This is a genomic window from Acinetobacter sp. VT 511, from assembly GCF_001077515.1.
In the GTDB taxonomy this organism is placed as follows: domain Bacteria; phylum Pseudomonadota; class Gammaproteobacteria; order Pseudomonadales; family Moraxellaceae; genus Acinetobacter; species Acinetobacter schindleri.
The window spans coordinates 334258-357470 of sequence record NZ_LFRE01000089.1; the positions used below are offsets into that span (position 1 = coordinate 334258).

At 42.4% G+C, this 23213-nt stretch carries 24 protein-coding genes, 1 tRNA gene and 2 pseudogenes; 20 read left to right on the forward strand and 7 right to left on the reverse strand.

The window, feature by feature from the left end; genetic code table 11:
- Positions 1-116: 116 nt before the first annotated feature.
- The 4 genes from pabC (at position 117) to ACS72_RS14385 (ending at position 3092) form a co-directional block, all read left to right on the forward strand.
- On the forward strand, positions 117-929 hold the full coding sequence (gene pabC, locus ACS72_RS14370; RefSeq protein ID WP_048882469.1) for an aminodeoxychorismate lyase: 813 nt from the start codon (positions 117-119) through the stop codon (positions 927-929).
- A 3-nt stretch (positions 930-932) separates the two neighbouring features.
- Positions 933-1985: an endolytic transglycosylase MltG gene (gene mltG / locus ACS72_RS14375; RefSeq protein ID WP_008307628.1), complete on the forward strand. Its 1053-nt coding sequence runs from the start codon at positions 933-935 to the stop codon at positions 1983-1985.
- A 9-nt stretch (positions 1986-1994) separates the two neighbouring features.
- A complete protein-coding gene (tmk, locus tag ACS72_RS14380; protein ID WP_008307630.1) occupies positions 1995-2600 on the forward strand; it encodes a dTMP kinase in 606 nt (201 codons plus the stop codon).
- A gap of 69 nt (positions 2601-2669) precedes the next feature.
- Entirely contained in the window at positions 2670-3092 is a 423-nt protein-coding gene (locus ACS72_RS14385; protein ID WP_008307632.1) for a PaaI family thioesterase, read from the forward strand.
- 391 nt (positions 3093-3483) lie between these two features.
- On the opposite strand, the gene nadB is transcribed toward ACS72_RS14385, so the two are convergent.
- On the reverse strand, positions 3484-5127 hold the full coding sequence (nadB, locus tag ACS72_RS14390) for an L-aspartate oxidase (protein ID WP_171249873.1): 1644 nt from the start codon (positions 5125-5127) through the stop codon (positions 3484-3486).
- Between the two features lie 228 nt (positions 5128-5355).
- On the opposite strand from nadB, the gene ACS72_RS14395 reads away from it, so the two are divergent.
- The 11 genes from ACS72_RS14395 (at position 5356) to ACS72_RS14445 (ending at position 14659) form a co-directional block, all read left to right on the forward strand.
- Positions 5356-6741 carry a Do family serine endopeptidase gene (locus ACS72_RS14395; protein WP_005222762.1) on the forward strand — a complete coding sequence of 462 codons (1386 nt, stop codon included), beginning with the start codon at positions 5356-5358 and terminating at the stop codon, positions 6739-6741.
- A 122-nt stretch (positions 6742-6863) separates the two neighbouring features.
- Positions 6864-7319, forward strand: coding sequence for a thioesterase family protein (locus ACS72_RS14400; RefSeq protein WP_048882480.1), 456 nt, complete (start codon positions 6864-6866; stop codon positions 7317-7319).
- 234 nt (positions 7320-7553) lie between these two features.
- Positions 7554-9371, forward strand: a complete 1818-nt coding sequence (gene lepA / locus ACS72_RS14405) for a translation elongation factor 4 (RefSeq protein ID WP_004815191.1) — start codon at positions 7554-7556, stop codon at positions 9369-9371.
- Between the two features lie 20 nt (positions 9372-9391).
- Positions 9392-10219 carry a signal peptidase I gene (lepB, locus tag ACS72_RS14410; protein WP_004815193.1) on the forward strand — a complete coding sequence of 276 codons (828 nt, stop codon included), beginning with the start codon at positions 9392-9394 and terminating at the stop codon, positions 10217-10219.
- 27 nt (positions 10220-10246) lie between these two features.
- Positions 10247-10618 carry a DUF4845 domain-containing protein gene (locus ACS72_RS14415; RefSeq protein WP_004815195.1) on the forward strand — a complete coding sequence of 124 codons (372 nt, stop codon included), beginning with the start codon at positions 10247-10249 and terminating at the stop codon, positions 10616-10618.
- Positions 10578-11288, forward strand: a complete 711-nt coding sequence (gene rnc / locus ACS72_RS14420) for a ribonuclease III (RefSeq protein ID WP_171056683.1) — start codon at positions 10578-10580, stop codon at positions 11286-11288. Before ACS72_RS14415 ends, rnc begins: the two co-directional genes overlap by 41 nt.
- Complete coding sequence (era, locus tag ACS72_RS14425) at positions 11288-12316, forward strand: GTPase Era (protein WP_008307641.1); 1029 nt, start codon at positions 11288-11290, stop codon at positions 12314-12316. The genes rnc and era overlap by 1 nt, the downstream gene beginning before the upstream one ends.
- A gap of 18 nt (positions 12317-12334) precedes the next feature.
- Positions 12335-12532, forward strand: a complete 198-nt coding sequence (locus ACS72_RS14430; RefSeq protein WP_034593121.1) for an NF038104 family lipoprotein — start codon at positions 12335-12337, stop codon at positions 12530-12532.
- 11 nt (positions 12533-12543) lie between these two features.
- The gene (locus ACS72_RS14435) at positions 12544-13254 is read left to right on the forward strand and encodes a DNA repair protein RecO (protein WP_008307643.1); all 711 of its coding nucleotides are present in this window, start codon (positions 12544-12546) and stop codon (positions 13252-13254) included.
- A gap of 13 nt (positions 13255-13267) precedes the next feature.
- Positions 13268-13993, forward strand: a complete 726-nt coding sequence (gene pdxJ / locus ACS72_RS14440) for a pyridoxine 5'-phosphate synthase (RefSeq protein ID WP_008307644.1) — start codon at positions 13268-13270, stop codon at positions 13991-13993.
- A gap of 12 nt (positions 13994-14005) precedes the next feature.
- Entirely contained in the window at positions 14006-14659 is a 654-nt protein-coding gene (locus ACS72_RS14445; RefSeq protein WP_008307646.1) for a tRNA-(ms[2]io[6]A)-hydroxylase, read from the forward strand.
- Between the two features lie 352 nt (positions 14660-15011).
- Here the strand turns inward: ACS72_RS14445 and ACS72_RS14450 are convergent.
- A tRNA-Asn gene (locus ACS72_RS14450) sits at positions 15012-15087 on the reverse strand.
- Between the two features lie 236 nt (positions 15088-15323).
- Between ACS72_RS14450 and ACS72_RS14455 the strand changes: the two genes are divergently transcribed.
- The gene (locus tag ACS72_RS14455; RefSeq protein ID WP_048882471.1) at positions 15324-15767 is read left to right on the forward strand and encodes a hypothetical protein; all 444 of its coding nucleotides are present in this window, start codon (positions 15324-15326) and stop codon (positions 15765-15767) included.
- Between the two features lie 22 nt (positions 15768-15789).
- Here ACS72_RS14455 and ACS72_RS14460 read toward each other — a convergent pair whose 3' ends face one another.
- Positions 15790-16221, reverse strand: a complete 432-nt coding sequence (locus ACS72_RS14460) for a PaaI family thioesterase (protein WP_004815217.1) — start codon at positions 16219-16221, stop codon at positions 15790-15792.
- A gap of 154 nt (positions 16222-16375) precedes the next feature.
- On the opposite strand from ACS72_RS14460, the pseudogene ACS72_RS14465 reads away from it, so the two are divergent.
- Positions 16376-16785 (forward strand): annotated as a pseudogene (locus ACS72_RS14465) (GFA family protein).
- Between the two features lie 107 nt (positions 16786-16892).
- Here ACS72_RS14465 and ACS72_RS14470 read toward each other — a convergent pair.
- Positions 16893-18128 (reverse strand): pyridoxal phosphate-dependent aminotransferase, encoded by a 1236-nt coding sequence (locus ACS72_RS14470; protein WP_048882472.1) that lies wholly within the window; start codon positions 18126-18128, stop codon positions 16893-16895.
- A 254-nt stretch (positions 18129-18382) separates the two neighbouring features.
- Positions 18383-19210, reverse strand: a complete 828-nt coding sequence (map, locus tag ACS72_RS14475; RefSeq protein WP_004892289.1) for a type I methionyl aminopeptidase — start codon at positions 19208-19210, stop codon at positions 18383-18385.
- Positions 19211-19418: 208 nt separating this feature from the next.
- Here map and rpsB point away from each other — a divergent pair, with 208 nt between their 5' ends.
- From rpsB to ACS72_RS14490, 3 genes and pseudogenes are all read left to right on the forward strand, one after another.
- A complete protein-coding gene (rpsB, locus tag ACS72_RS14480) occupies positions 19419-20165 on the forward strand; it encodes a 30S ribosomal protein S2 (protein WP_004892292.1) in 747 nt (248 codons plus the stop codon).
- A gap of 141 nt (positions 20166-20306) precedes the next feature.
- A complete protein-coding gene (gene tsf, locus ACS72_RS14485) occupies positions 20307-21185 on the forward strand; it encodes a translation elongation factor Ts (RefSeq protein WP_008307652.1) in 879 nt (292 codons plus the stop codon).
- 85 nt (positions 21186-21270) lie between these two features.
- Positions 21271-21780, forward strand: a pseudogene (locus ACS72_RS14490) (DUF3465 domain-containing protein).
- A gap of 33 nt (positions 21781-21813) precedes the next feature.
- On the opposite strand, the gene ACS72_RS14495 reads toward ACS72_RS14490, so the two are convergent.
- Positions 21814-22269 (reverse strand): DUF962 domain-containing protein, encoded by a 456-nt coding sequence (locus tag ACS72_RS14495; protein WP_048882473.1) that lies wholly within the window; start codon positions 22267-22269, stop codon positions 21814-21816.
- Positions 22270-22500: 231 nt separating this feature from the next.
- Positions 22501-23112: a septal ring lytic transglycosylase RlpA family protein gene (locus ACS72_RS14500; RefSeq protein WP_004815231.1), complete on the reverse strand. Its 612-nt coding sequence runs from the start codon at positions 23110-23112 to the stop codon at positions 22501-22503.
- Between the last annotated feature and the right edge of the window lie 101 nt (positions 23113-23213).

A 23213-nucleotide genomic window follows, 5' to 3' on the forward strand; every position in this document is an offset into this window, starting at 1 on the left:
AGCTGGAGTTTTTTTACATAAAAAATAATTAAATAAGAATTTTATGTGAGTAAAACAGATATGTGGATGCAGTATAGCTTTGCATGCTGTGACATCGACCTGAGAGGTGGGAAATCATGCTGTGTTTTAAAAATGCACAACAAGTCAATCAGATAGATTTGCTTGATCGCGCCTTTCATTATGGCGATGGCTGCTTTACGACAGCCCGGATTCGCAATAACCGTATTGAACTGCAGGACCGGCATTTATCACGCCTGCATTTAAGCAGTCAGAAAATGCAGCTACAAGCGGACTTAAGCCTGATTGATGCAACCTTAGAACAATTACGTGAATTAACTTCTAGCTTAAACGGCACCTTGAAAATTATTCTGAGTCGGGGCATTGGCCAGCGCGGCTATAGCTTGCCAGACCATCCAGCAGATGTTTGGCTGTATTACTTTCCGCAAATGCTTCCTGAGCATCACTTTGAGCAGATTGAAAGTGGTGTCCTAAATACTGCACTCGGTCTATGTATGCCGCAGTTAGTCGGATTGAAAACATTGAATCGTTTGGAACAGGTCATGCTCAAACAGGAAGCAGATCAGCAGGGTTGGAGTGAAGCACTGGTTTGTGATGTGCAGGGTGAAATTGTTGAAGGGGTGAGCAGTAATTGTTTTTTAAGGATAAACAACACGTGGATTACTCCGGAACTTCGCTATAATGGCGTTACCGGGGTAATGCGTGCCGAGATTCTGGAACGTATGTTGCAGCAAGGCATTATTTGTGAACAGCGCAGTCTGGATTTGAATGAAATTTCTTCTATTCAGAGTCTATTCTTCTGCAATGCACTGAGCCCTATGAAAATTGTTACTCAATTTGAACAAAAAACACTGGATACAGAAGTCTGTATTGAGTTATTTCATCGTCTTCATTTACATCAGATCATTTAAAATATGTCCGCCAGCAAATCCACACGAAAAAAGAAAAATAAAGCGAAATCAGCTTTTCCACTTAAAGGTGTATTGGTCGTTGTCTTGGGTCTTGTATTGATCTTGGCCGTGATTCTCAAAAGCAGCCTGTTTAGAGATTATCCGGTTGAAGGTAAAAAACAGATGCTGGCGATCAGTGCTGGGGATACCTATTCTGGCTTTATTGACCGTCTGGCGAAAGAAGGTCATGTCAGCTTTCCGATCCTTTTGAAAGTTTATCAGCGCTTCATCATTCATGACACGATGAAAGCAGGTGTTTATGAAGTACGCGATGGCATGAGTATCCGTCAGGTGCTGGAAATGATTTCCAATTCGGAAAATGCCCAGATGAACCGTATTCTGGTAATTGAAGGTACCACTTTCAAACAGCTGATCGATACTTTAAAGAAAGATGATTTAGTCACGAAAGAAGTAGTAAATCTGCCAACTGATCAATTGTTGAAAGAGTTAAATATTCCGTTTGATCATCCTGAGGGTTTATTTGCACCGAATACCTATTTCTTTGCCAAAGGTGAAACCGATCGTAAGATTCTGACAGATTTGTATCGTCATCAGATGCAGTCTTTAGATGAGGCTTGGAAAAACCGTGCCAGTGATTTGCCTTATCAGAATAAATACGAAGCACTGATTATGGCCTCGATTATTGAAAAAGAAACCAGTCTGGATAGCGAACTGGAGCAGGTGTCTGGTGTATTTGTACGCCGTCTGAAAATGGGAATGCGCTTGCAAACTGACCCAACCGTGATTTATGGCATGGGAGATAAATATCAAGGCAATATTACCCGTCAGGATCTGCGCACACCGACAGCATATAACACCTATACCATTTCAGGCTTGCCGCCAACACCAATTGCCCTGCCGAGCAAAAAAGCGATTGAAGCAGCGATGCATCCAGATAATTCACAAAATATTTACTTTGTTGCAACGGGTAATGGTGGGCATAAGTTCAGCACGAATCTGCAAGATCACAATAGAGCAGTGCAGGAATATCTCACTGTTTTACGTTCAAAAAATTAAGGAGTGAGCATGTTTATCAGCTTTGAAGGCACTGAAGGTGTAGGGAAAACCACGCTCATTCGTCGTATCTATGATGATTTTGTTGCACAGGGCAAAGAAGTGGTGTTGACCCGTGAACCGGGTGGCACGCCGATGGCCGAACAGATCCGTTCACTATTGCTGGCGGTGAATCATGAAGAAGCCATGTGTAATGACACTGAGCTGTTATTGATGTATGCCGCACGAGCACAGCATTTAGCACAGGTTATTCTGCCTGCGCTTAAGGCAGGTAAGATAGTCTTGTGTGACCGTTTTACTGATGCCAGTTTTGCCTATCAATGTGCAGGGCGTGGACTCAGTGAAGCCAAGCTGAATTTACTGAATGATAATTTCGTGGCACGTATGCCAGATGTCACTTTCTGGCTGGATGCGCCAATTGAACTAGGCATGAACCGTGCCCGTGAACGTGGTGCGCTGGATCGTTTTGAACAGGAGAAAGTCTCTTTCTTTGAGAAAGTAAGAAGCGGTTATGAAACTTTGTGGCAGCGTCATTCGCAACGTATGAAGCGTCTCGATGCGACTCAAGCTCCAGAGCAGGTTTTTGCTCAAGCCATGGCAGAATTACAGGTGGTCTGAGCAGTCAGATTAAAACCAGTTCAATTCTTTAAAAATCTTCTATATTGTTTTTAATACGGAAGATTTTTTATGAAAAGTACACTTGAACAGATCCAGCAGTTTTTAGAAGTAGAATTTCCACAAAGCCTTGAGTATTGTGAGGTCATTAATGTACAGCTTCAAAACTCAACTGTCCGTTACCGTGTGAGTGATAGTCAGTTGCGTCCAGGTGGTACGATTTCTGGGCCAACCATAATGACGATTGCGGACTTTGGTTTGTATATCGCAATTTTAGGAGAGATTGGTCTGATAGGGTTGGCTGTCACCACCAATATCAATATTAATTTTTTGCGTAAGCCGGATGGACAGCGTGATCTGATTGGAAAATGTCGCCTGATAAAAGTTGGAAAAGCGCTTATTGTCGGGGAAGTTTGGGTCTATTCAGAAGGTATGGAAGAACCTGTTGCACATGTCACCGGAACTTATTCGATTCCGCCTAAATCAGTATCTTAATCACATAAAATAAAAGAACTATATTTTTCATAATGATAAAAATAAATAAATTCAATTAGGTGGGTTTTAATTTTTTATTTATACAGCTAATTTTGGAACGGCGATACAAAAGCTGGCCCTGCGCAAATAATGAGGCACAATTGACCGGAAGATTGGGAAGGTCAATGGCAACCGCAGATCATAAAATGGACAGCTATTTCAGCAGAAACTGCATCCATTTGCGGAAAAACTGCTAGAGAGACTTAATGAGCTCACATCAGACTGCACGCCGTCGTTATGTTTATACTCAAGTGATGGGTTTAGATTTATCTCAAAATCTTGAAAGCCGCAATCAAGATATATAGCAAATAAAAAACCGGATCATGAGATCCGGTTTTTTACACTTAAGTGTTTAAACTTCTGCTGTATTCACCAATGGCTGTTCCACTTTAAAACTTGGGGCAATCAGTACGGTTTTGCGTAACTCAGGTAACTGTTCCGGATAGTCCAAGGTATAGTGCAGACCACGGGATTCTTTACGCTGCATGGCACAGCGCACAATCATCTCCGATACCAGCACCAGATTACGCAGTTCTATCAGGTTTTTGCTGACCTGATAATCCTGATAATATTCGGTAATTTCTTTTTTCAGCATTTCAATCCGGTGCAAGGCACGTTCCAGACGCTTGGTGGTACGGACAATGCCTACATAGTTCCACATGGTCTGACGCAGCTCATCCCAGTTTTGCAGAATCACTACATCTTCATCCGGATTAGTTACCTGTGAATCATCCCAGGCTGGGACTTCAGGTATGGATTGGTCCGCTTTAAAATTTTCCTGAATATGCTTGGCTGCACTCATGCCATAAACAAAGCATTCAAGCAGTGAATTACTGGCCATACGATTCGCGCCATGCAGGCCGGTATATGAAGTCTCTCCAATAGCATATAGGCCAGCAATATCAGTCTGACTATTCTCATCAACCACCACACCGCCACAGGTATAGTGTGCTGCGGGTACGACCGGAATCATTTCCTTGGTGATATCAATTCCCAGCTCTAATAGGCGTGCATACAGCGTCGGGAAGTGCTCTTTAATAAAGTCTTCATCTTTATGGGTAATGTCCAGCCAGACATGACGGATCCCCAGGCGTTTAATTTCATAGTCAATGGCACGCGCCACGATGTCACGCGGTGCCAGTTCAGCACGTTCATCAAAACGCAGCATGAAACGTTCACCATCCGGTAGACGTAAGTATGCTCCTTCACCACGCATGGCTTCAGTAATCAGGAATGAACGCGCTTGCGGGTGGTATAAACAGGTCGGATGAAACTGGTTGAACTCCATATTGGCGACACGGCAGCCGGCACGGTAAGCCATCGCAATACCGTCACCAGTGGCAATATCTGGATTAGATGTATAAAGATAAGCCTTCATTGCACCACCACAGGCTAGGGCAGTAAATGGTGCCAGGAAAGTATGTACCTGTTCGGTGTGTTCATCCAATGCATACAGGCCGAGTGCCCGGTTTTCACCTGCATGACCAAGTTTTTTGGAGCAGATCAGATCAATCGCAATATAATTTTCAAAGATATGAATATTCTGCTTTTCTTGGGCGCGCTGTACCAAAGTAGTGGAAATCGCACGTCCTGTAGCATCTGCTGCGTGAATAATACGGCGCTGAGAATGGCCCCCTTCACGGGTCAAATGCAGTTGTTCCTGTTCGTCTAGTGTGAACTGCACGCCATGCTTGAGCAGGAAATCGACTGAAAGCTTGCCCCCTTCAACGGTCTGCTTGACTGCATCCATTTCACACAATTGTGCCCCGGCAATCATGGTGTCATCGATATGCTGTTCGAGAGAATCCATTTCATCAAGTACAGCTGCCACACCCCCCTGGGCATAAAATGTACTCGCATCCGTAAGCGTTGATTTGGCTAAAACTGCAATATTAAAATGTTCTGGTAAAGATAAGGCTAAACTTAAGCCGGCGCCGCCGCTGCCCACAATAATCACATCAAAATGATGTGTCGTGTGTAAATTAGACATGACTATTCAGCTAACTGAAAAAAAGTCCGGCTATCACAGCGCTTTTTTGTACAAAAGGCAAGCATTTATCTACCCATAAATTTATGAAAAAAAGTAATGAAAGCTGAAACTTAAGTCTTTAAAAATGGCATAATATCAGCAAGTAGAATAAGAACATTTCGTTACTTAAATTTTGTATAGTTTATGATAAAACTAATTTAAATAGGTTTATCAGTCATTTGAGTGAATAAATATATGAAAATCTTGGATGTTAAACACGGAATATTTGCAGCAACGTTAACAATGACAGCATTGCAGGCGGGGGCAGCCACTCCAGTTGATTTTTCAAATCTGGTTGCACAAGTCAGTCCGGCAGTGGTGAGTGTCAATGTTGTTAAAAAAATGTCCGAAGAAGAGCTATTACAACAACAAATTCCAGATATTTTACGCCGTTTCTTTGGTAATCAGGTCATTATTCCTCAGCCACGTGCACCTCAAGAAAAAACAGGGTATGGCAGCGCCTTCTTTATCAGTAAAGACGGCTATTTGCTGACTAATCACCATGTGATTGAAAATGCATCCAAGGTGACCATTACCTTAAATGACCGTCGTGAAATTGATGCGACAGTTGTAGGTAGCGATGAACGTACTGACGTGGCTTTACTTAAGGTCAATGGTGCAGGTTTCCCGGAGTTACGCACGGGAGATGTCGGGCGTTTACGTGTCGGTGAGCCTGTACTCGCCATCGGTTCACCATTTGGTTTTGACTATTCGGCTTCTGCCGGAATTGTCAGCGCCAAGATGCGTAATATGATGGGTGAAACTGCAGTGCCATTCATTCAGACTGATGTAGCTTTAAACCCGGGGAATTCTGGTGGGCCGCTGTTTAACCAGCACGGTGAAGTAGTCGGGGTGAATTCACGTATCTTTAGTGGAACTGGCGGTTATATGGGCTTGTCATTCTCCATTCCAATTGATGTCGCAATGGAAGTGGCAGACCAGTTGAAACGCAATGGTAAAGTTACCCGTTCTTATCTGGGCGTAAGCTTGCAAGATATTGACCGCAATCTGGCAGAATCTTATAAGCTGTCTAAGCCGGAAGGTTCATTGGTAACCCAGATTGCACCCAACTCGCCAGCGGCCAAAGCAGGCTTACAGGCGGGAGATGTCATTCTTAAATATAACGGGACTGATATTTCTCGTACCAGTGAATTGTTGAATTACTTAAATCGTTCTGCACCAAAACAGCAGATCCAGTTAGAAGTATTACGTGATGACAAACGCCGTAATATCAATGCGACTTTAAGTACAGCACCGGACGATACCCCAGCGAATGCCAGTAATCAGGCGCAACCAAACAAAGGGCCAGTCATTGGGGTCACTATCCGTAACCTGACACCAAATGAAATGAGTAGTTTAGATATCAAAGGTGGTGTAGTGATTCAGGATGTGCGTCCAGGTGGGGTTGCGGCACAAGCACGTATTATGCCGAATGATGTGGTGACCAATATTAATGGAAAGACTGTTCTGAACAGTAACCAGTTTGTGGAAACTGTATCTGAATTAAACAAAGGCAGCGTCGCTCGGGTAACACTCATCCGTCAAGGACAGCGTGTGATCGTCGGCATGCGAGTCTCATAAACGCATCATTGGTTGGTAAAAACCGTCTGAACTCAGGCGGTTTTTTTAATATTTGGCAATTTACCCTGCAAATAAAATCTGTAGACTCTAAGTCGCTATATGATCTAAAGGATAAGCAACGCGTGAAGGGTATTTTTGACCTGAAGTTAACAGTAAAACCAGAACATATTGATATCTTGGGGCATGTAAATAATGTGGTCTATGTGCAGTGGATGCAGGATGTTGCAACCGCGCATATTGAACAGATCGGTTTGGGTCTAGAGCAGTACCTGGAACTAAAGCATGCTATGGTCGCAGTTGAGCATCATGTGCAATATCGTAAGGCAGCATTTGAAGGTGATGAGCTGATTTTGCGTACTTGGTTAAATGATATCAATGCACTCTATTCATTCCGCCAATATGCCTTCTATCGCCCGGCAGATCAGAGTCTACTATTTACAGGGAGTACGCAATGGGCCTGTGTGGAAATTGCCACTGGTCGTCCGAAGCGGATGTCACCAACATTTACCCAAGCTTATCAACCCTTATTAGCAGATATCAATCCTTTGGATTTTAGTCAGTTGTATCTGGCAGATTAAAAATCAGCAATGAAGCAGACTTAAATGTGGTTGTATGTATTTAATGACAATCGCTCTGATATTGCCAAAACTTGGTTAGAGCGATTTCATGGCAAACAAAGTAGTGGAATGAGCGACGAAAATATAATTCTTTTTCTGTAACTGCATTCTGCTATAATCCTCGGCAATTTCTATTCGGCTTTTGTTGTGCAATCCCTTTATATTGCATGGCGCGTTTTTTTCTCAAGGTAGCCCATGGCGCAAGCTAAAAAATCTGTTGATATTAAAAACATTCGTAACTTCTCGATTATTGCGCATATTGACCACGGTAAATCGACCCTGGCGGATCGATTCATTCAAACCTGTGGTGGTTTGCAGGATCGTGAAATGCAGGCTCAGGTTCTCGATTCTATGGAACTTGAACGCGAACGTGGGATTACCATTAAAGCGGCATCGGTGACCTTGTACTACACACACCCGAATGGTCAGGAATATCAGCTAAACTTCATTGATACTCCGGGACACGTGGACTTCTCTTATGAAGTATCGCGTTCGCTTGCGGCGTGCGAAGGTGCATTGCTGGTTGTAGATGCAGCACAGGGTGTAGAAGCACAGTCTGTTGCAAACTGCTATACCGCAATTGAGCAAGGTCTGGAAGTATTGCCAGTTCTGAACAAGATTGACTTGCCGCAGGCTGAACCTGAGCGTGTAATTCAGGAAATTGAAGACATCATTGGTATTGAAGCCACTGAAGCACCGACCTGTTCTGCAAAAACAGGCCTAGGTATTGAAGGTGTGCTGGAAACTCTGGTGAATGTGATTCCTGCGCCAACAGGTGACCGTGATGCACCGCTGCAAGCATTGATTATCGACTCATGGTTCGATAACTACCTGGGCGTTGTGTCTTTAGTTCGTGTGAAACAGGGTCGTGTGCGTAAAGGCGACAAGATGTTGATGAAATCAACTGGTCAGACGCACATTATTACTTCAGTAGGTATCTTCAATCCAAAGCATACTGAAACCGATATTCTTGAAGCGGGTGAAGTTGGCTTTGTAATCGCAGGTATTAAAGACATCTTTGGTGCGCCAGTCGGTGATACGATCACCCTTGCATCCACTCCAGATGTTGAAGTATTGCCAGGTTTCAAGAAGGTAAAACCTCAGGTTTATGCAGGTCTGTTCCCGATTGATGCCAGTGACTTTGAACCTTTCCGTGAAGCGCTGCAAAAATTACAGATTAACGACTCTGCCTTGTTCTTTGAACCTGAAAGTTCAGATGCACTTGGTTTTGGTTTCCGTTGTGGCTTCTTGGGGATGCTGCATATGGAGATCGTACAGGAGCGCCTGGAACGTGAATACGATCTGGATCTGATTTCATCTGCACCGACTGTAATTTATGAAGCGGTGATGAAAAATGGTCAAACGATCTATGTCGACAGTCCATCAAAAATGCCAGACGGTTCAACAGTAGAAGACCTGCGTGAACCGATTGCAGAGTGTCATATTTTGGTGCCACAAGAATATCTGGGTAATGTGATGACCTTATGTGTTGAGCGCCGTGGTGTGCAAAAAGACATGAAGTTCATGAGTAATCAGGTATCCATTACCTTTGAAATTCCCATGGCTGAAGTGGTCATGGATTTCTTCGACAAACTGAAGTCTTGCTCACGTGGTTTTGCCTCACTGGACTATAACTTTGTGCGCTTTGAAAGTTCATCATTGGTTAAGGTTGATGTTCTGATCAATGGTGACAAAGTGGATGCCTTGGCGATGATCTGTCACCGTCAGGATGCACGTCACCGTGGTATTGCCCTGGTTGAAAAAATGAAAGACCTGATTCCACGTCAAATGTTTGATGTCGCGATTCAGGCAGCCATTGGTGCGCAAATCATTGCCCGTTCTACTGTAAAAGCGATGCGTAAAAACGTATTGGCAAAGTGTTATGGTGGTGACGTGTCACGTAAGAAAAAACTTCTGTCTAAACAGAAAGAAGGTAAGAAACGTATGAAACAGGTGGGTAGCGTAGAAATCCCACAGGAAGCGTTCTTAGCCGTATTAAAAGTCGAACGCTAAAATAATAAGGATATAAGCCCATGGATTTTGATTTTAATTTAATTCTTGTTCCTGCCACGCTGTTTTTTATTGCAATCTGGCTGCTTGATAAGTTTGTTCTGAAACAGCGACAGACCAAAGGCAAGGGCAATGAAAATTTTATCATTACCTGGGCTTATGACTTCTGGCCAGTGCTGACCGTTGTGCTGGTTCTGCGTTCATTCTTGTACGAGCCTTTTAATATTCCATCTGATTCCATGGTGCCCACCCTGGAAACAGGTGACTTCATTCTGGTCAATAAATTCGATTATGGTGTGCGTCTGCCCATCATCAATAGCAAAATTATTGATACTGGAAGTCCAGAACGTGGTGAAGTGGCGGTATTCCGTTATCCACCACAACCTGGTATTAGCTATATCAAACGTATTGTAGGTTTACCGGGTGATCATATTGTCTATGATCATGGTCAATTGATTATTAATGGTGAAAAAGTCACTAAAGTTCCTGTTGAATTTAGCCGTGAAAAAGACCGTTTAGATACGCCTGAATCAATTTATCACAAAGAGACTTTAGGTAAGCATACCTTTACCATGCGTGAGCTTGAAGGGGTAAATGTGGCGCGTCAGGCACCATTTATCAACTTTGTGGAAAATGGTAAATATTCAGGTGAAAATGGTTTATATTGGGAAGTAAAAGTTCCAGAAGGTCAGTACTTTGCGATGGGGGATAATCGTGATCAAAGTGCTGACAGTCGCTTCTGGGGATTTGTTCCGGAAGAAAATTTAACCGGTCGCGCATTCTATGTATGGATGCATAAAGAACCAGGTTTTAAATTACCTTCGTTTAGCCGAAACGGAACAATTGACTAATTTATTGTTTCAATTGGGAAAATAAAAATGAGACATCAACAAGGTGCATCGTATATTGCAATATTGTTTGCAATTATGGGGTTTGCTTTTCTGGCAAAAATCGCAATTGCGGTATGGGGACCGTATTTCGATGATCGCCTAGTAGATAGCCAGATTGAGGAGCTACTAAAAACAGCTCCCGCAAATATCACGCCGGAGAAATTTAATTCGGAACTGTCTAAGCGTTTAGAGATGAATAACATTCGCGATTTTGACATTAAGCAGAATGTTATTCTCGACAATGCGCAAGCGATGGTCGTAAGAAAGAATTATGAAGTTCGCAAGAATTTTCTAATGAATATCGATTTAGTGATGAAGTTTGAGAAAGAGTTTGATCAAAGCACAGTCAAAGCTAAATGATGAACGTCTTGCCAAGCGGATCGGCTATCAGTTTAAACAGGCTGATTTGCTGAAACTGGCATTGACCCATCGTTCAGTCAGTCATAAACACAACTACGAGCGCCTGGAATTTCTGGGCGATTCGCTTTTAGGGATGATCATTGCCAATTATCTCTTCACTGCTTATCCACACGAAAATGAAGGCCGTTTAACGCGTATGCGTGCGACTCTGGTTCGTCAGGAAGCATTAGGAAAAATCGCCAATGATTTAAAGCTGAGCCAGAATTTAATTCTCAGTACCGGTGAATTGAAATCTGGTGGTCATCATCGTGAGTCTATACTGGCAGATACGGTAGAAGCCATTATTGGTGCGATCTATGTCGATTGCGGTGATCTCACCGTGTTAGAGCCGATTGTGTTAAAATGGTACGAACCGTATTTAGATCATATTGAGCCGACCGATCAGCTTAAAGACCCTAAATCTCGCTTACAAGAGTATTTACAAGCACGTAAGAAACCTCTCCCAGTTTACGAGGTTGTAGATATTCAAGGGGATGCCCCAAACCAGCATTTCAAAGTGGAGTGCCGGATTGAGGACTTACCTATCCTGATCGGCGAGGGTTCAAGTCGCCGTTTTGCTGAACAAGCAGTTGCAGCAGAAATTTTAAAACTATTGGAGCATAAGTCTTAATGACTACTCATTCCGATCACATCGATGCTGATCACGAGTCGCAAAGCGACAGCAATGACTTAATTAGTCAATTTTTTAGCGAACAAGGCACTGAAATCCCTTCGGATTACCGCAGTGGTTTTGTTGCGATTGTTGGTCGTCCAAACGTGGGCAAATCAACCTTGATGAACCATATTTTGGGCCAGAAACTTTCGATTACTTCACGTAAGCCACAAACCACACGTCACAAGATTGTGGGCATTGATTCACGTGAGAAATCTCAGGCAGTATTTGTGGATACTCCAGGGATGCACAAGAAAGAAGTACGTGCCATCAATAAAATGATGAACCGCGCTGCGCATTCTGCATTGCGTGATGTAAACCTGGTTTTATTTGTTGTTGATGCAGATAAGTGGACGCCAAACGACGACCTGGTTTTGGAAAAGCTGAAAAATGCGGATATGCCGGTCATTCTAGTGATCAATAAGATTGATACACTAGAAAATAAAAACCATGCATTACCTTTGATTCAAGAACGTGCCAAGCTGATGAACTTTGCTGAAATCGTACCGGTTTCTGCACTTCGTGGTGCTAACCTTGAGCATCTGCGTACAACGATTGCGAATTATCTACCGTTCCAGCCACCGTTATATTCACTGGATCAGCTGACTGACCGTTCAGAGCGCTTCCTGGCATCTGAAATTATCCGTGAAAAGATCATGCGTCAGTTAGGTGAAGAACTGCCATACGATTTAACTGTTCAGATCGAATCTTTCAAAACTGAAGAGCCGACCCTGAACGAAAAAACAGGTCGTATGAAGCCGGCATGTACTTATATTGATGCGACTATTTTCGTTGATCGTGCTGGCCAGAAAGCCATTGTGATTGGTGAAAAAGGCTCCAAGCTGAAAAAAATCGGTATGGATGCTCGTGTCGACATGGAAAAAATGTTCGAGCAGAAAATCATGCTAACGCTTTGGGTGAAAGTCAAAGGCGGCTGGTCTGATGATGAGCGGGCACTGAAAAGTCTAGGTTATAGCGACATTTAAATTGGACGGGAACGGATCATGATGAAATTTCTGGCAGTCATTGCATGTGTTTTATTTTTGCAGGGCTGTATTCATAAAGTAGTGACCGTTCCTGCCAAAGTTGCCTATAAAACCACAAAGTACGCGGTCAAAGGAACCGCGGCTGTTGTGGGTGCCGCCATTCCTGATGGGGATGACGAAGAAGACGAGAAAAACTCAAAAAAGAATAAAGATTAAAGAAGCAGCCTATGCGTAATGAAGTGCTGCATGGATACCTGATTCATCATCGTAAATATCGCGATCGCAGTCATATTGTGCATTTATTTACCCAGGAATATGGCCGTATCGACGGGATACTGAGACAAAATCCTCCACCCCAATATCAACCCATCAGCTTGTTAGCTTCAGGCAAATCTGAACTGAAAAACTTCACCAAATTAGAAATTGTTAATCAGCCGATCTTTTTTTTCGGTGATGCCTTCTTTTCTGGTTTTTATCTGAATGAAATCCTGTTGCGTTTATGTCCGCTTGAAGTGCAAATGCCGCTGACCTTTGCCAAATATGGCGAAACACTGAATGCCTTGCAAAAACTCTCCGATCAGGAAAATCCCAATACTTATTTAAAACAGGTTCTGCGTCAGTTTGAACATATCTTATTAGAAGAACTGGGCTATGAACTGGATTTTTCGGTCGATGCTAATCAGGCACCAATCAATCCCGTGCAACATTACTATTTTCAGTTGAATGAAGGTTTTATGCCTTCGGCTAAAGCCTTGCGTTCAACCATGTCAGGTCAGCAGATTTTAACAATGCAGCACTATGAAAATGGTAGGGATTTTAATTCAGAACAGTTACAATTATTGACGAAGCTTTATCGACAGGTCATCACTGCCTTACTTGGTGATCGGCCACTCAAAAGTCGACAATTGTGGATCCAAAATTCTCAATCTCAATCGTAGTTAGGAAAATATTATGGCTGCATTACTTGGTGTCAATATTGACCATGTCGCAACTTTAAGACAAGCACGTGGTACGACGTACCCAGACCCAGTCAATGCTGCATTGATCTGCGAACAGGCGGGTGCAGAGGGCATTACCCTGCATTTACGTGAAGACCGTCGTCATATCCAGGATGATGATGTACGTCGTATGCGTCCGGTATTGACCACGCATATGAATCTGGAAATGGCAGTAACTAATGAAATGGTGGCTTTTGCTAAAGAAATTCAGCCACATCATGTCTGTTTTGTGCCTGAAAAACGTCAGGAAGTCACTACTGAAGGCGGTCTGGATGTGGTTGGCCATTTTGAAGATGTAAAGAAGGCTACTCAAGAACTGACTGCGATTGGTTGTGATGTGTCGCTATTTATTGATGCTGACTTTGCCCAGATTGATGCTGCGGTCGCGTGTGGTGCACCAACGATTGAAATTCATACCGGTGCTTATGCGGATGCTGAAACACCTGAAGCACAAAAAGCTGAACTAGAGCGCATTATCAAAGGGGCAGAGTATGCTGCTTCTAAAGGTCTGGTGGTGAATGCAGGTCATGGTCTGAATCTGGATAATGTCACTCCAATCGCTGCGATTCCACAAATTCATGAATTAAACATTGGCCACTCGATTATTGCAGATGCAGTTTTTGTTGGTCTGGCACAAGCTGTACAACAAATGAAGGCTGCAATTAAAGCTGCACGTTAAGATTAAAAAGTTATGTCGAATATTGATTATGATGAACTTATGAAGCCAGTCATTGGTTTCCTGGGTTGTGAAACTCCTAAAGCCTGGTTGGATGAAGCCTTACAGAATCTGGAGATCCTGATGCAGGATCATGCCAACTGTGAGAAGAAAGCTGCCAGTACTGCAATGAACCTGATGTTTCGTTATAGCTTTTTCGTAGACTTACAGGTAAAGCTGGCACAGCTGGTACGCGAAGAAATGCTGCACTATGAACAGGTGTTGGAATTCATGAACAAGCGTGGTCAGCAGTGGACTGGTCTCAGTGCAGGACGCTATGCTGGTGGCTTACGCAAAGAAATCCGTACTTATGAACCGGAATCGCTGATTGATGTGTTAGTCATTGGTGCCTTTGTAGAAGCTCGCTCTTGTGAGCGATTCTATGCACTGGCACCGCATGTGGATGAAGAACTTGGGCGTTATTACCGTTACCTGCTCAAATCCGAATCTCGCCATTTTGAGGACTATCTAGCACTCGCTATGGATGTAGCGAAAACAGCAAAACTGAAAAATCCAAAAGAAGATATTCAGGCGCGTATTGAACATATTCGTGAAGTAGAAAAGAATCTGATTCTCAGTCCAGATGAGATGTTCCGCTTCCATAGTGGTGTACCAGTAAAAGCTGCTTAAAGCATCCTTAAAAAAAATCCTCCAAAATGGGGGATTTTTTATATCTATCGAAAGTATAGCTCAGTGTCTTTTAAGTTTAAAAAATAGCCTAAGCAATTTTAAATGTCTACTATTACTGTGTGGATTTAAAGGCAACTCTACTTAGGGATATATTAAATATTAAATATTAATTGTTAAAAAAATGTACGAGTTAAAAATAAAATCCTTCATATCTGATGGAAGTATGGTTATCAATCACGATCATTCTAATTTCATGGAGGAAAGAGAAGGGGGAGATGAAAAGTTTTTATGTGAATAAAGCTTAAAGCAATAAAAAAAGCCCAAGTCTAAAATGCTTGGGCTTTCTTGAATTTGGCTCTCCCACCTGGGCTCGAACCAGGGACCTGCGGATTAACAGTCCGTCGCTCTACCGACTGAGCTATGGGAGAATCTGAATGCGATTATAGAGGGATTTTGACAGGGGTCAAGCAAAAACTTCTATATTTATTGCAAATATAGTTTGTCTGATTTTAATTTAGACAATCAAATTTAAAATTCAAAAAAAGCTTGTCAGCGCATAAGCGAATTGCTAAATTGAAAATATAAAGTCGTTTGACCAGATGGTCAAACAGTGTGGATTTAAACCTACTTGCCAGCACAAAAATGGCTAAACCGGAGAAAGCGAATGAATACGCTCACTATCCCTCAAATTTTCGCCCAACTGTCTTTCTATCAAGAAAACTACCTTGATATTATTCAAGATTTTACCCAATATTTTACTCCTGTTCATGGCGCTGAAATCCGTTTATGGCCCTTAGCTGCAAAACAGTTGTATTTGGGTGACTTGTTACAATTGTGGTTTGCAGAAAAATGGCTGGTTGAGAAGGAACGCCAATTTAGCTTTGAAGTATTCCTGAATGCGCCTGAAATACAGCCAAAAGATCTGTTTATTTATGCTATTTCGGGCAATTTCATCACGGGTTCAAATCAGTCTAAAGTTTGGCAGACATCTACTGCACAGACTCAAGAATTAAGTCTAGCGAATGTCTCTAGACATTATTTTGAGTATCAGGCTTTGACTCAACCAAAAGCTGTTCAAGCACCGCATGCGAAGTGGGGTATGCTTTAAGCCTTTCTTAAACTAGAAGTTTTTAACGAAAAATCATACAGGTGGCTGTTGCATGAGCATAAAGCTTGCCATCTTCATCGATAATTTTTCCTTCTGAGATTGCAAGATTTTTGCTGGTATTAATGAGTTGACCAATAGCCGTCAATGGTCTGTTTTGGGGAATGGGGCGACACATTTTAATATTGAGATCAATCGTGCCATATCCTGCGCCTGCTTCTAAAACGGTATGAATTGCACAGCCTGTTACGGTGTCCAGTACTGTTGCAGCAAAGCCCCCGTGTACACCGCCTAAAGGATTTAAATGGTGTTGATCTGCCTGCACCTCAAACGTGACCTGACCACTTTCAATTAAAGTAGGTTTCATGGGAATGGTTGTTGCCATAGAAGGCATCGGCAGGTTGCCATTACACATTTCTTGCATAATCTGTAAACCTGATAGATTCTTGATATCCATTGCTTGCTCTTGTTATTTTAGATTTTGGAATGATCTTTAAATTCTAGATGGATGGAGGCTCAGGCATCAATTAAAAATTGTATGATTGGAGTATGCAGGGTTTATACCTTGGCTTAAAAATAAATATAAAAAATAAGTTCAATGAGGAATACTGATGAAAGCAAGATGTTTATGTGGTGCAACTCAGTTTGAAGTACAACTCAGGAATCATGAAGTTGCTGCCTGTCATTGCTCGATGTGTCGCCGCCAGACCAGTGGGCCATTAATGGCTATTGATATCGAAGATATTCATTTTGTCGATCAGCAGTATTTATCTGTTTTTAACTCTTCAGAATGGGCGGAGCGCGGCTTTTGTAGTGTTTGTGGTACTTTTATTTTTGGCGAACCAAAGATCACTCATTTGCCAATATCAATGTTTTTACATTGGAGGAATTACCTGATGATCTGGATTTTAATCTGGAGATTTATGTGGATCATCAGCCAGCCTTCTATTTATTTAATAATCAAACCCAAAAAATGACTGAAGCTGAAGTCATCGAGATGTTTAATTCGGATCGCTCATAATTTTAGTTTTGAAAGTGCAAAATTTAAGGTTAAATTTAAAGAGAACAAATAAAAAAACCCGCGATAAATGCGGGTTTCTTATTTAAAAACTTGAGAAAGTCTCTAAATTATTTAGCAGCTTTTTCAGCTTCGATAGAAGCAATCGCAGCATCTACGCCTTCGATTGAATCAGCAGCTTTCTTGATACGAGCAAGTGCATCAACCAATACTTCGTCAGCAGTTGCGTAAGAGATACGCATGAAGCCGCCTAGACCAAATGCATCACCTGGAACGACTGCAACACCAGTTTCTTCCAGTAACCAAGCAGAGAATTCTGTGCAAGATTTAAGACCTTTGGCACGAATCAATGGTTTGATGTTTGCATATGCATAGAATGCACCGTCCGCAGGTAGGCAAGAAATACCATTGATATCATTTAAGCCTTTTACAACCAGGTCATGACGACGTTTGAATGCTTCAATCATTGGCTCAAGTACGTCTTGAGGACCATTTAATGCAGCTTCAGCAGCAACTTGCGAAATTGAAGTCGGGTTAGAAGTTGATTGAGACTGGATTTTCTTCATTGCGCCAATCAGTTTCGCAGGACCAGCTGCGTAGCCGATACGCCAGCCTGTCATTGCATAGGCTTTAGACACACCGTTTAATACGATTGTACGGTCATAAAGGTCTGGAGCAACAGTTGCGATATTGTAGAACTCGTCATCCCAACGGATTGGTTCATACATGTCATCAGATGCGATATACACTTCTGGGTATTTACGCAGTACTGCAGCTAAGGCTTCTAGTTCAGCTTTCGTATAGATCATGCCAGTCGGGTTAGAAGGGCTGTTCAATACCACTAGACGAGTTTTATCAGTGATCGCCGCTTCTAATTGTTCAGGAGTAATTTTGAAACGTTGTTCTTCACCACATTTCACAATAACAGGAACACCTTCAGCAATGATCACCATATCAGGGTAGCTTACCCAGAATGGTGCAGGGATGATGACTTCATCACCCTTGTTTAACAAGGCAAGTGCCAGGTTAAAGAATGATTGCTTGCCACCACAAGAAACCAGGATCTGGTTTGCTGCATAGTCAAGGTTGTTGTCACGTTTGAATTTGGCAATAATGGCTTTTTTAAGACTTGGCGTACCGTCTACAGCGGTGTATTTGGTGAAACCGTTGTTAATCGCTGCAATTGCTGCATCTTTGATGTGTTGTGGTGTATCAAAATCTGGTTCACCTGCACCCAAGCCAATTACGTTATGACCAGCAGCTTTAAGTTCAGCAGCTTTGTTAGTCACAGCAAGCGTTGGGGACGGTTTGATGGCATTTACACGATCAGAGAGACGTACGTCCACGGCGGTATTCCTTCTTATAGGGATTAAAAAATAAAAAGCACAATATCTTAGCCTATATTGGTGCACATTAGGCAAAAGAATTTATAAAACTTTACGGAAAAAGTGTTTTGATAGCCGAAGTTTATCTTGAACTTCGATGTTAAGGCGCAGTAACTGAAGGGTTTCAGGCTAAACTTGAAATCTATAAAATATGTGAAATATAAAATAAAAAAGGCTACCTGTGGGTAACCTTTTTTGTGCGCTTCCTGTAAGGATTATGCCGTAAAACGTGACAAATCTTCTTCAGGGCGGGCAGTCAGGACTTCTACGCCATGTTTTGTTACTAAAAGAGTATGCTCATATTGCGCAGATAATTTGTGATCCTTGGTCACAACCGTCCATTTGTCACCCAGCAATTTGGTTTGCCAAACACCTGCATTGACCATTGGTTCAATCGTAAATGTCATACCTTCTTCTAAGATCATACCGGTATTTGGCTGGCCATAATGCAGCACCTGCGGTTCGTCATGGAAAGTGGTGCCGATGCCATGACCACAGTATTCACGTACTACGCTAAAACGTTCAGATTCCACATATTTTTGGATCGCATGACCGATATCACCCATGGTTGCACCTGGTTTCACCACCGCGATACCACGATACATGGCTTCTTGAGCGACTTTACATAGACGGTTCGCCAGAATAGAAGTTTCACCACCCACGATGTACATCATGTTGGTATCGCCATGAAAACCATCTTTGATGACAGTCACGTCAATATTAAGAATATCGCCTTTTTTCAGGATCTTGCCTTCAGAGGGAATACCGTGACAGACCACATGGTTGACTGATGTACAGATGGTATGCTGGAAAGCAGGACGGCCTGGCGCTGCGCCATAGCCCAGACATGCTGGAATCGCATTCTGTACATTTACAATATAGTCATGACAAATCGTATCCAATTCAAGCGTTGATACACCTGGTTTGATATGCGGTTTGATCATATCCAACACTTCTGCCGCCAGTCGTCCAGCTACACGCATCTTTTCGATATCTTCAGCGGATTTGATTAAACGACGGGGAGCTTGATAAGTAGTGTTCATGATCTCTAAAAACTTTTGGAAATTTGTGTGCGACTATGGTATAAATAGCCGCCCATTTTATCAAATGCTTTTTCGTGAATATATTTGCGTAGCTTGATGAATGGTGTATTAAAAATCCGCACATATATCGTCACATTACTCTGGGTGCCCGCAAGGGTGGAGAATGCGGATATATGGAGGCCTAACCCAAATCTTTAAGGTAAAGAAAATGGCAGATTACAACGTAAGCATGCGCGACCTTCTACAAGCTGGCGCGCACTTTGGTCACCAAACTCGTTTCTGGAACCCAAAAATGCGTCAATACATCTTTGGCGCGCGTAACAAAATTCACATCATCAACCTTGAGCACACTGTTCCTGCGTTAAATGATGCTTTGAACTTTGCTAACCAATTGGCTAGCAAAAAGAACAAAGTTTTGTTCGTTGGTACTAAACGTGCAGCTTCTGCAATCATCCGTGAGCAAGCTCAACGTGCTGGTCAACCATACGTTGATCACCGTTGGTTAGGTGGTATGTTGACTAACTGGAAAACTCTTCGTCAGTCAATCAACCGTCTAAAAGACCTTCAAACCCAATCTCAAGACGGTACTTTCGCTAAGCTGACTAAACGTGAAGCTCTTGAGCGTACTCGTGAGATGGAAAAACTTGAACGCGGTCTTGGCGGCGTTAAAAACATGGGTGGTTTACCTGACGCACTATTCGTAATCGACGTTGATCACGAAGCAATTGCAATCAAAGAAGCTAAAAACCTTGGTATTCCTGTAATCGGTATCGTTGATACAAACTCTAACCCAGACAACGTAGATTACGTTATTCCGGGTAACGACGATGCGATCCGTGCAGTTACTCTTTATGCTTCTGCTATGGCTGACGCGATTCTTGCTGGTAAAGAATATGCTCAATCACAAGCAAATGCACAAGCTAAAGCAGAAGAAGCTCCAGCTTCTGAGGCTTAATGCGTTAGACGCTAGCTTGTCATTTTTGCGACACGTGATGGTGGCAAAGTAAGCGTCGTGTATGCAGGCGGCCCATGAGAATCCTCTGGGCCGTTTCTGTTCTATAAAGAATTCATTTTCTAACGAATTTAGGAGATAAACATGACTGCAGTTACAGCAAGCATGGTTAAAGAATTGCGTGATCGTACAGGTCTTGCAATGATGGAATGTAAAAAAGCTTTGACAGAAGCTGGTGGTGACATCGAACTTGCGATCGATAACCTGCGTAAATCTGGTCAAGCAAAAGCAGCTAAAAAAGCTGGTAATATTGCTGCTGACGGCGCGATCACGATCACTCAGGAAGGCAACAAAGCAATTCTTTTAGAAGTAAACTGTCAAACTGACTTCGTTGCTAAAGACGAAAACTTTGCTGGTTTCTCTGCTAAAGTTGCTGCTGCTGCTCTTGCTGCTAACGAAACTGATGTTGCTAAAATCGCTGAACTTAAACTTGAAGATGGTACTACTGTTGAAGAAGCTCGTATCGCGCTTGTTCAAAAAATCGGTGAAAACATCCAAGTACGTCGTGCGAAAATTGTTGAAGGCGAAAACCTTGCAGTTTATAAACACGGTCTTAAGATCGGTGTTGTTGTGTCTTATACAGGTGACGACGCGACTGGTAAAGGTATTGCAATGCACGTTGCTGCGTTCAACCCGGTTGCAGTTTCTGCTGAACAAGTTCCAGCTGAGCTAATTGCGAAAGAAAAAGAAATCGCTGAAGCGAAAGCACTTGAATCTGGCAAACCAGCAAACATCGTTGAGAAGATGGTTGTAGGTTCTGTTGAGAAATACCTGAACGAAGTTGTTCTTGAGCGTCAACAATACGTTATCGACAACGACAAAAAAGTTGCTGAAATCCTTAAAACAACTGGTACTACAGTTGCTCAATTTACTCGCTTCGAAGTGGGTGAAGGCATCGAGAAGAAAGCTGAAATGAGCTTTGCTGATGAAGTTGCTGCTGCTCAAGCTGCTGCTGCTCAATAATTTTTACCTTTAGGTAAAAGTTAAAAAAAGCCCCATTTAATGGGGCTTTTTTTATGATTAAGTCATTACTGATCAGGGGAGAATGATGGCAAATAAAGCAAATATAGGGATTGGGGCAGTCATCGTACTACTGGTTGCTGCTTATTTGGGACTTGATCTTTCTGAGTCCAGGCAACAGACCAATACTTTCACACCTGTACAGGAAGCTACTGAACAACATAAACAGCAGCCTGATCGTGCAAATATTAATACGGTAGATACGGGTATTGCACGTATACAACAGGCTTATTAGCAAAGACAAAGTGATATTCAAGTTCAAGGTGCGGGTGAGGTGACTGCGATATTAAAAGATGATAATAAAGGATCTCGTCATCAGAAGTTTATTTTAGAACTAAACAATGGCCATACCGTGCTAGTGGCTCATAACATTGATCTGGCACCGTGGATTCCAAATATTCAAAAAGGCGACGTGGTTGAATTTTTTGGTGAATATGAATATAGCAAAAAGGGTGGTGTCATTCATTGGACCCATCATGATCCAAGCCGAAAACACGTTGATGGCTGGTTAAAACATCAAGGAAGAACCTATCAATAAGGTCCTTCCCATGAAGGAAAATGAGAAATAGCGCTAAATGCGCTTCATTTTGCTTATTTGGCGACTTTTCCAAAAAGGAATTACTTTACCTAGATAGGCATCCATGCACCAAATCGGGCCAATAAGAAGGAATTGGAGGTCTTTAAAAAAAGAAGGCTTTTTACCTTCCACTTTATGCCCATAAAACTGGCCAACCCAGGCAAAAACAAATAGCCCGATATAAAAACCGACGCCGACTGGCAGGATCCATATCAACCAGGCCATAACTAAAGTCAGTGCTGCCATAGCAACCGCCAATACAATATCAAGACGCGTATAAAAGATCATTGCCAAGACAACCAGTAATACAGTGAGTAATGCACTGAAGTGAGCAAGAATACCGATAATAGAAAAATAGATAGTGGGCACACAGACCCAGTGGATCAGCTTGTTAGTCTTGTTCTGATGACTGTCGCTGTATTCATCAAACCATTCCGTTATAGTCTTCATTTTCCACTCCTGCTGCTTCTATTTCTTAAAATATAAAGCAGAACAGGGTGGTGGTCAAAACGCACTCGTCAGGAAGTCAGCTTATTGGAAAAAGACCAATAGACGAGCAGGGCGGATAAGAGCAGTAACAGTACACCTGAAATAAGTTCTAATTTAAGCACAGCAAATCATTCCATAAAAAAAAGCCACATTATCTGTGGCTTTTGGTCAAATGCGTTAATAAGCTAAATCTTAAGAGTTTGGCCCTTGTACACGCTCAATACTAACTTTGGCAGTACCCGCATTGGTGATGCCAATTTGCTTGGCTGCACCATAAGATAAATCAAGTACACGGTTGCCATGGAATGGACCACGGTCATTTACTTTCACTACCACACTCTTACCATTGTTCTTGTTAGTCACACGAATGTAACAATTCAATGGGAGGCTACGGTGAGCTGCAGTCATTCCGTTCATGTCGAAAGTTTCGCCGCTAGCCGTTTTACGACCGTGGAACTGACGACCATACCAAGATGCTGTACCAGTCTGGCTGAATTTACGAACTGTGTTGGAAGCAACAGTGTTCAGTTTTTCAATCACTGAAGGCTCATCTTCAGGGATTTCAATTTTAGCTGCAATCGTTTCACGACGAACTTTATCGCCAGAACGCTCAGTGATTGAAAGGCTGTTTAAATTTGTAAAGTTTGAATTGAAGCTTTGAGCTTCACGATTCAGAACACGTGTGGCAACACGCGAACGGTCATTATCATTATTTAATGATGATGACTGAACCAATTCTGCCTGCGACTGCGTCAGTGTGACGGTCGTGGCAATGGCCATTAAGTATTTGATTGAAGAATGCATCGAATCAACTCCTAGCAGCGGGTTCAAAAGGTTAATCTAAAGTGCTGAAAAACCAAGTAAACGAGCCTGATATTTAACTTATGCAACTACATTTGACGAAA

What these genes read in the sequence shown, in the direction of transcription:
- map (WP_004892289.1), bottom strand. Translation starts at nt 19,210, where the DNA reads ATGAACACTACTTATCAAGCTCCCCGTCGTTTAATCAAATCCGCTGAA.
- tmk (WP_008307630.1), top strand. Translation starts at nt 1,995, where the DNA reads ATGTTTATCAGCTTTGAAGGCACTGAAGGTGTAGGGAAAACCACGCTC.
- pabC (WP_048882469.1), top strand. Translation starts at nt 117, where the DNA reads ATGCTGTGTTTTAAAAATGCACAACAAGTCAATCAGATAGATTTGCTT.
- ACS72_RS14385 (WP_008307632.1), top strand. Translation starts at nt 2,670, where the DNA reads ATGAAAAGTACACTTGAACAGATCCAGCAGTTTTTAGAAGTAGAATTT.
- tsf (WP_008307652.1), top strand. Translation starts at nt 20,307, where the DNA reads ATGACTGCAGTTACAGCAAGCATGGTTAAAGAATTGCGTGATCGTACA.
- mltG (WP_008307628.1), top strand. Translation starts at nt 933, where the DNA reads ATGTCCGCCAGCAAATCCACACGAAAAAAGAAAAATAAAGCGAAATCA.
- lepA (WP_004815191.1), top strand. Translation starts at nt 7,554, where the DNA reads ATGGCGCAAGCTAAAAAATCTGTTGATATTAAAAACATTCGTAACTTC.
- rpsB (WP_004892292.1), top strand. Translation starts at nt 19,419, where the DNA reads ATGGCAGATTACAACGTAAGCATGCGCGACCTTCTACAAGCTGGCGCG.
- era (WP_008307641.1), top strand. Translation starts at nt 11,288, where the DNA reads ATGACTACTCATTCCGATCACATCGATGCTGATCACGAGTCGCAAAGC.
- ACS72_RS14430 (WP_034593121.1), top strand. Translation starts at nt 12,335, where the DNA reads ATGATGAAATTTCTGGCAGTCATTGCATGTGTTTTATTTTTGCAGGGC.
- lepB (WP_004815193.1), top strand. Translation starts at nt 9,392, where the DNA reads ATGGATTTTGATTTTAATTTAATTCTTGTTCCTGCCACGCTGTTTTTT.
- ACS72_RS14460 (WP_004815217.1), bottom strand. Translation starts at nt 16,221, where the DNA reads ATGGATATCAAGAATCTATCAGGTTTACAGATTATGCAAGAAATGTGT.
- ACS72_RS14435 (WP_008307643.1), top strand. Translation starts at nt 12,544, where the DNA reads ATGCGTAATGAAGTGCTGCATGGATACCTGATTCATCATCGTAAATAT.
- ACS72_RS14500 (WP_004815231.1), bottom strand. Translation starts at nt 23,112, where the DNA reads ATGCATTCTTCAATCAAATACTTAATGGCCATTGCCACGACCGTCACA.
- ACS72_RS14495 (WP_048882473.1), bottom strand. Translation starts at nt 22,269, where the DNA reads ATGAAGACTATAACGGAATGGTTTGATGAATACAGCGACAGTCATCAG.
- ACS72_RS14445 (WP_008307646.1), top strand. Translation starts at nt 14,006, where the DNA reads ATGTCGAATATTGATTATGATGAACTTATGAAGCCAGTCATTGGTTTC.
- ACS72_RS14455 (WP_048882471.1), top strand. Translation starts at nt 15,324, where the DNA reads ATGAATACGCTCACTATCCCTCAAATTTTCGCCCAACTGTCTTTCTAT.
- ACS72_RS14395 (WP_005222762.1), top strand. Translation starts at nt 5,356, where the DNA reads ATGAAAATCTTGGATGTTAAACACGGAATATTTGCAGCAACGTTAACA.
- pdxJ (WP_008307644.1), top strand. Translation starts at nt 13,268, where the DNA reads ATGGCTGCATTACTTGGTGTCAATATTGACCATGTCGCAACTTTAAGA.
- ACS72_RS14415 (WP_004815195.1), top strand. Translation starts at nt 10,247, where the DNA reads ATGAGACATCAACAAGGTGCATCGTATATTGCAATATTGTTTGCAATT.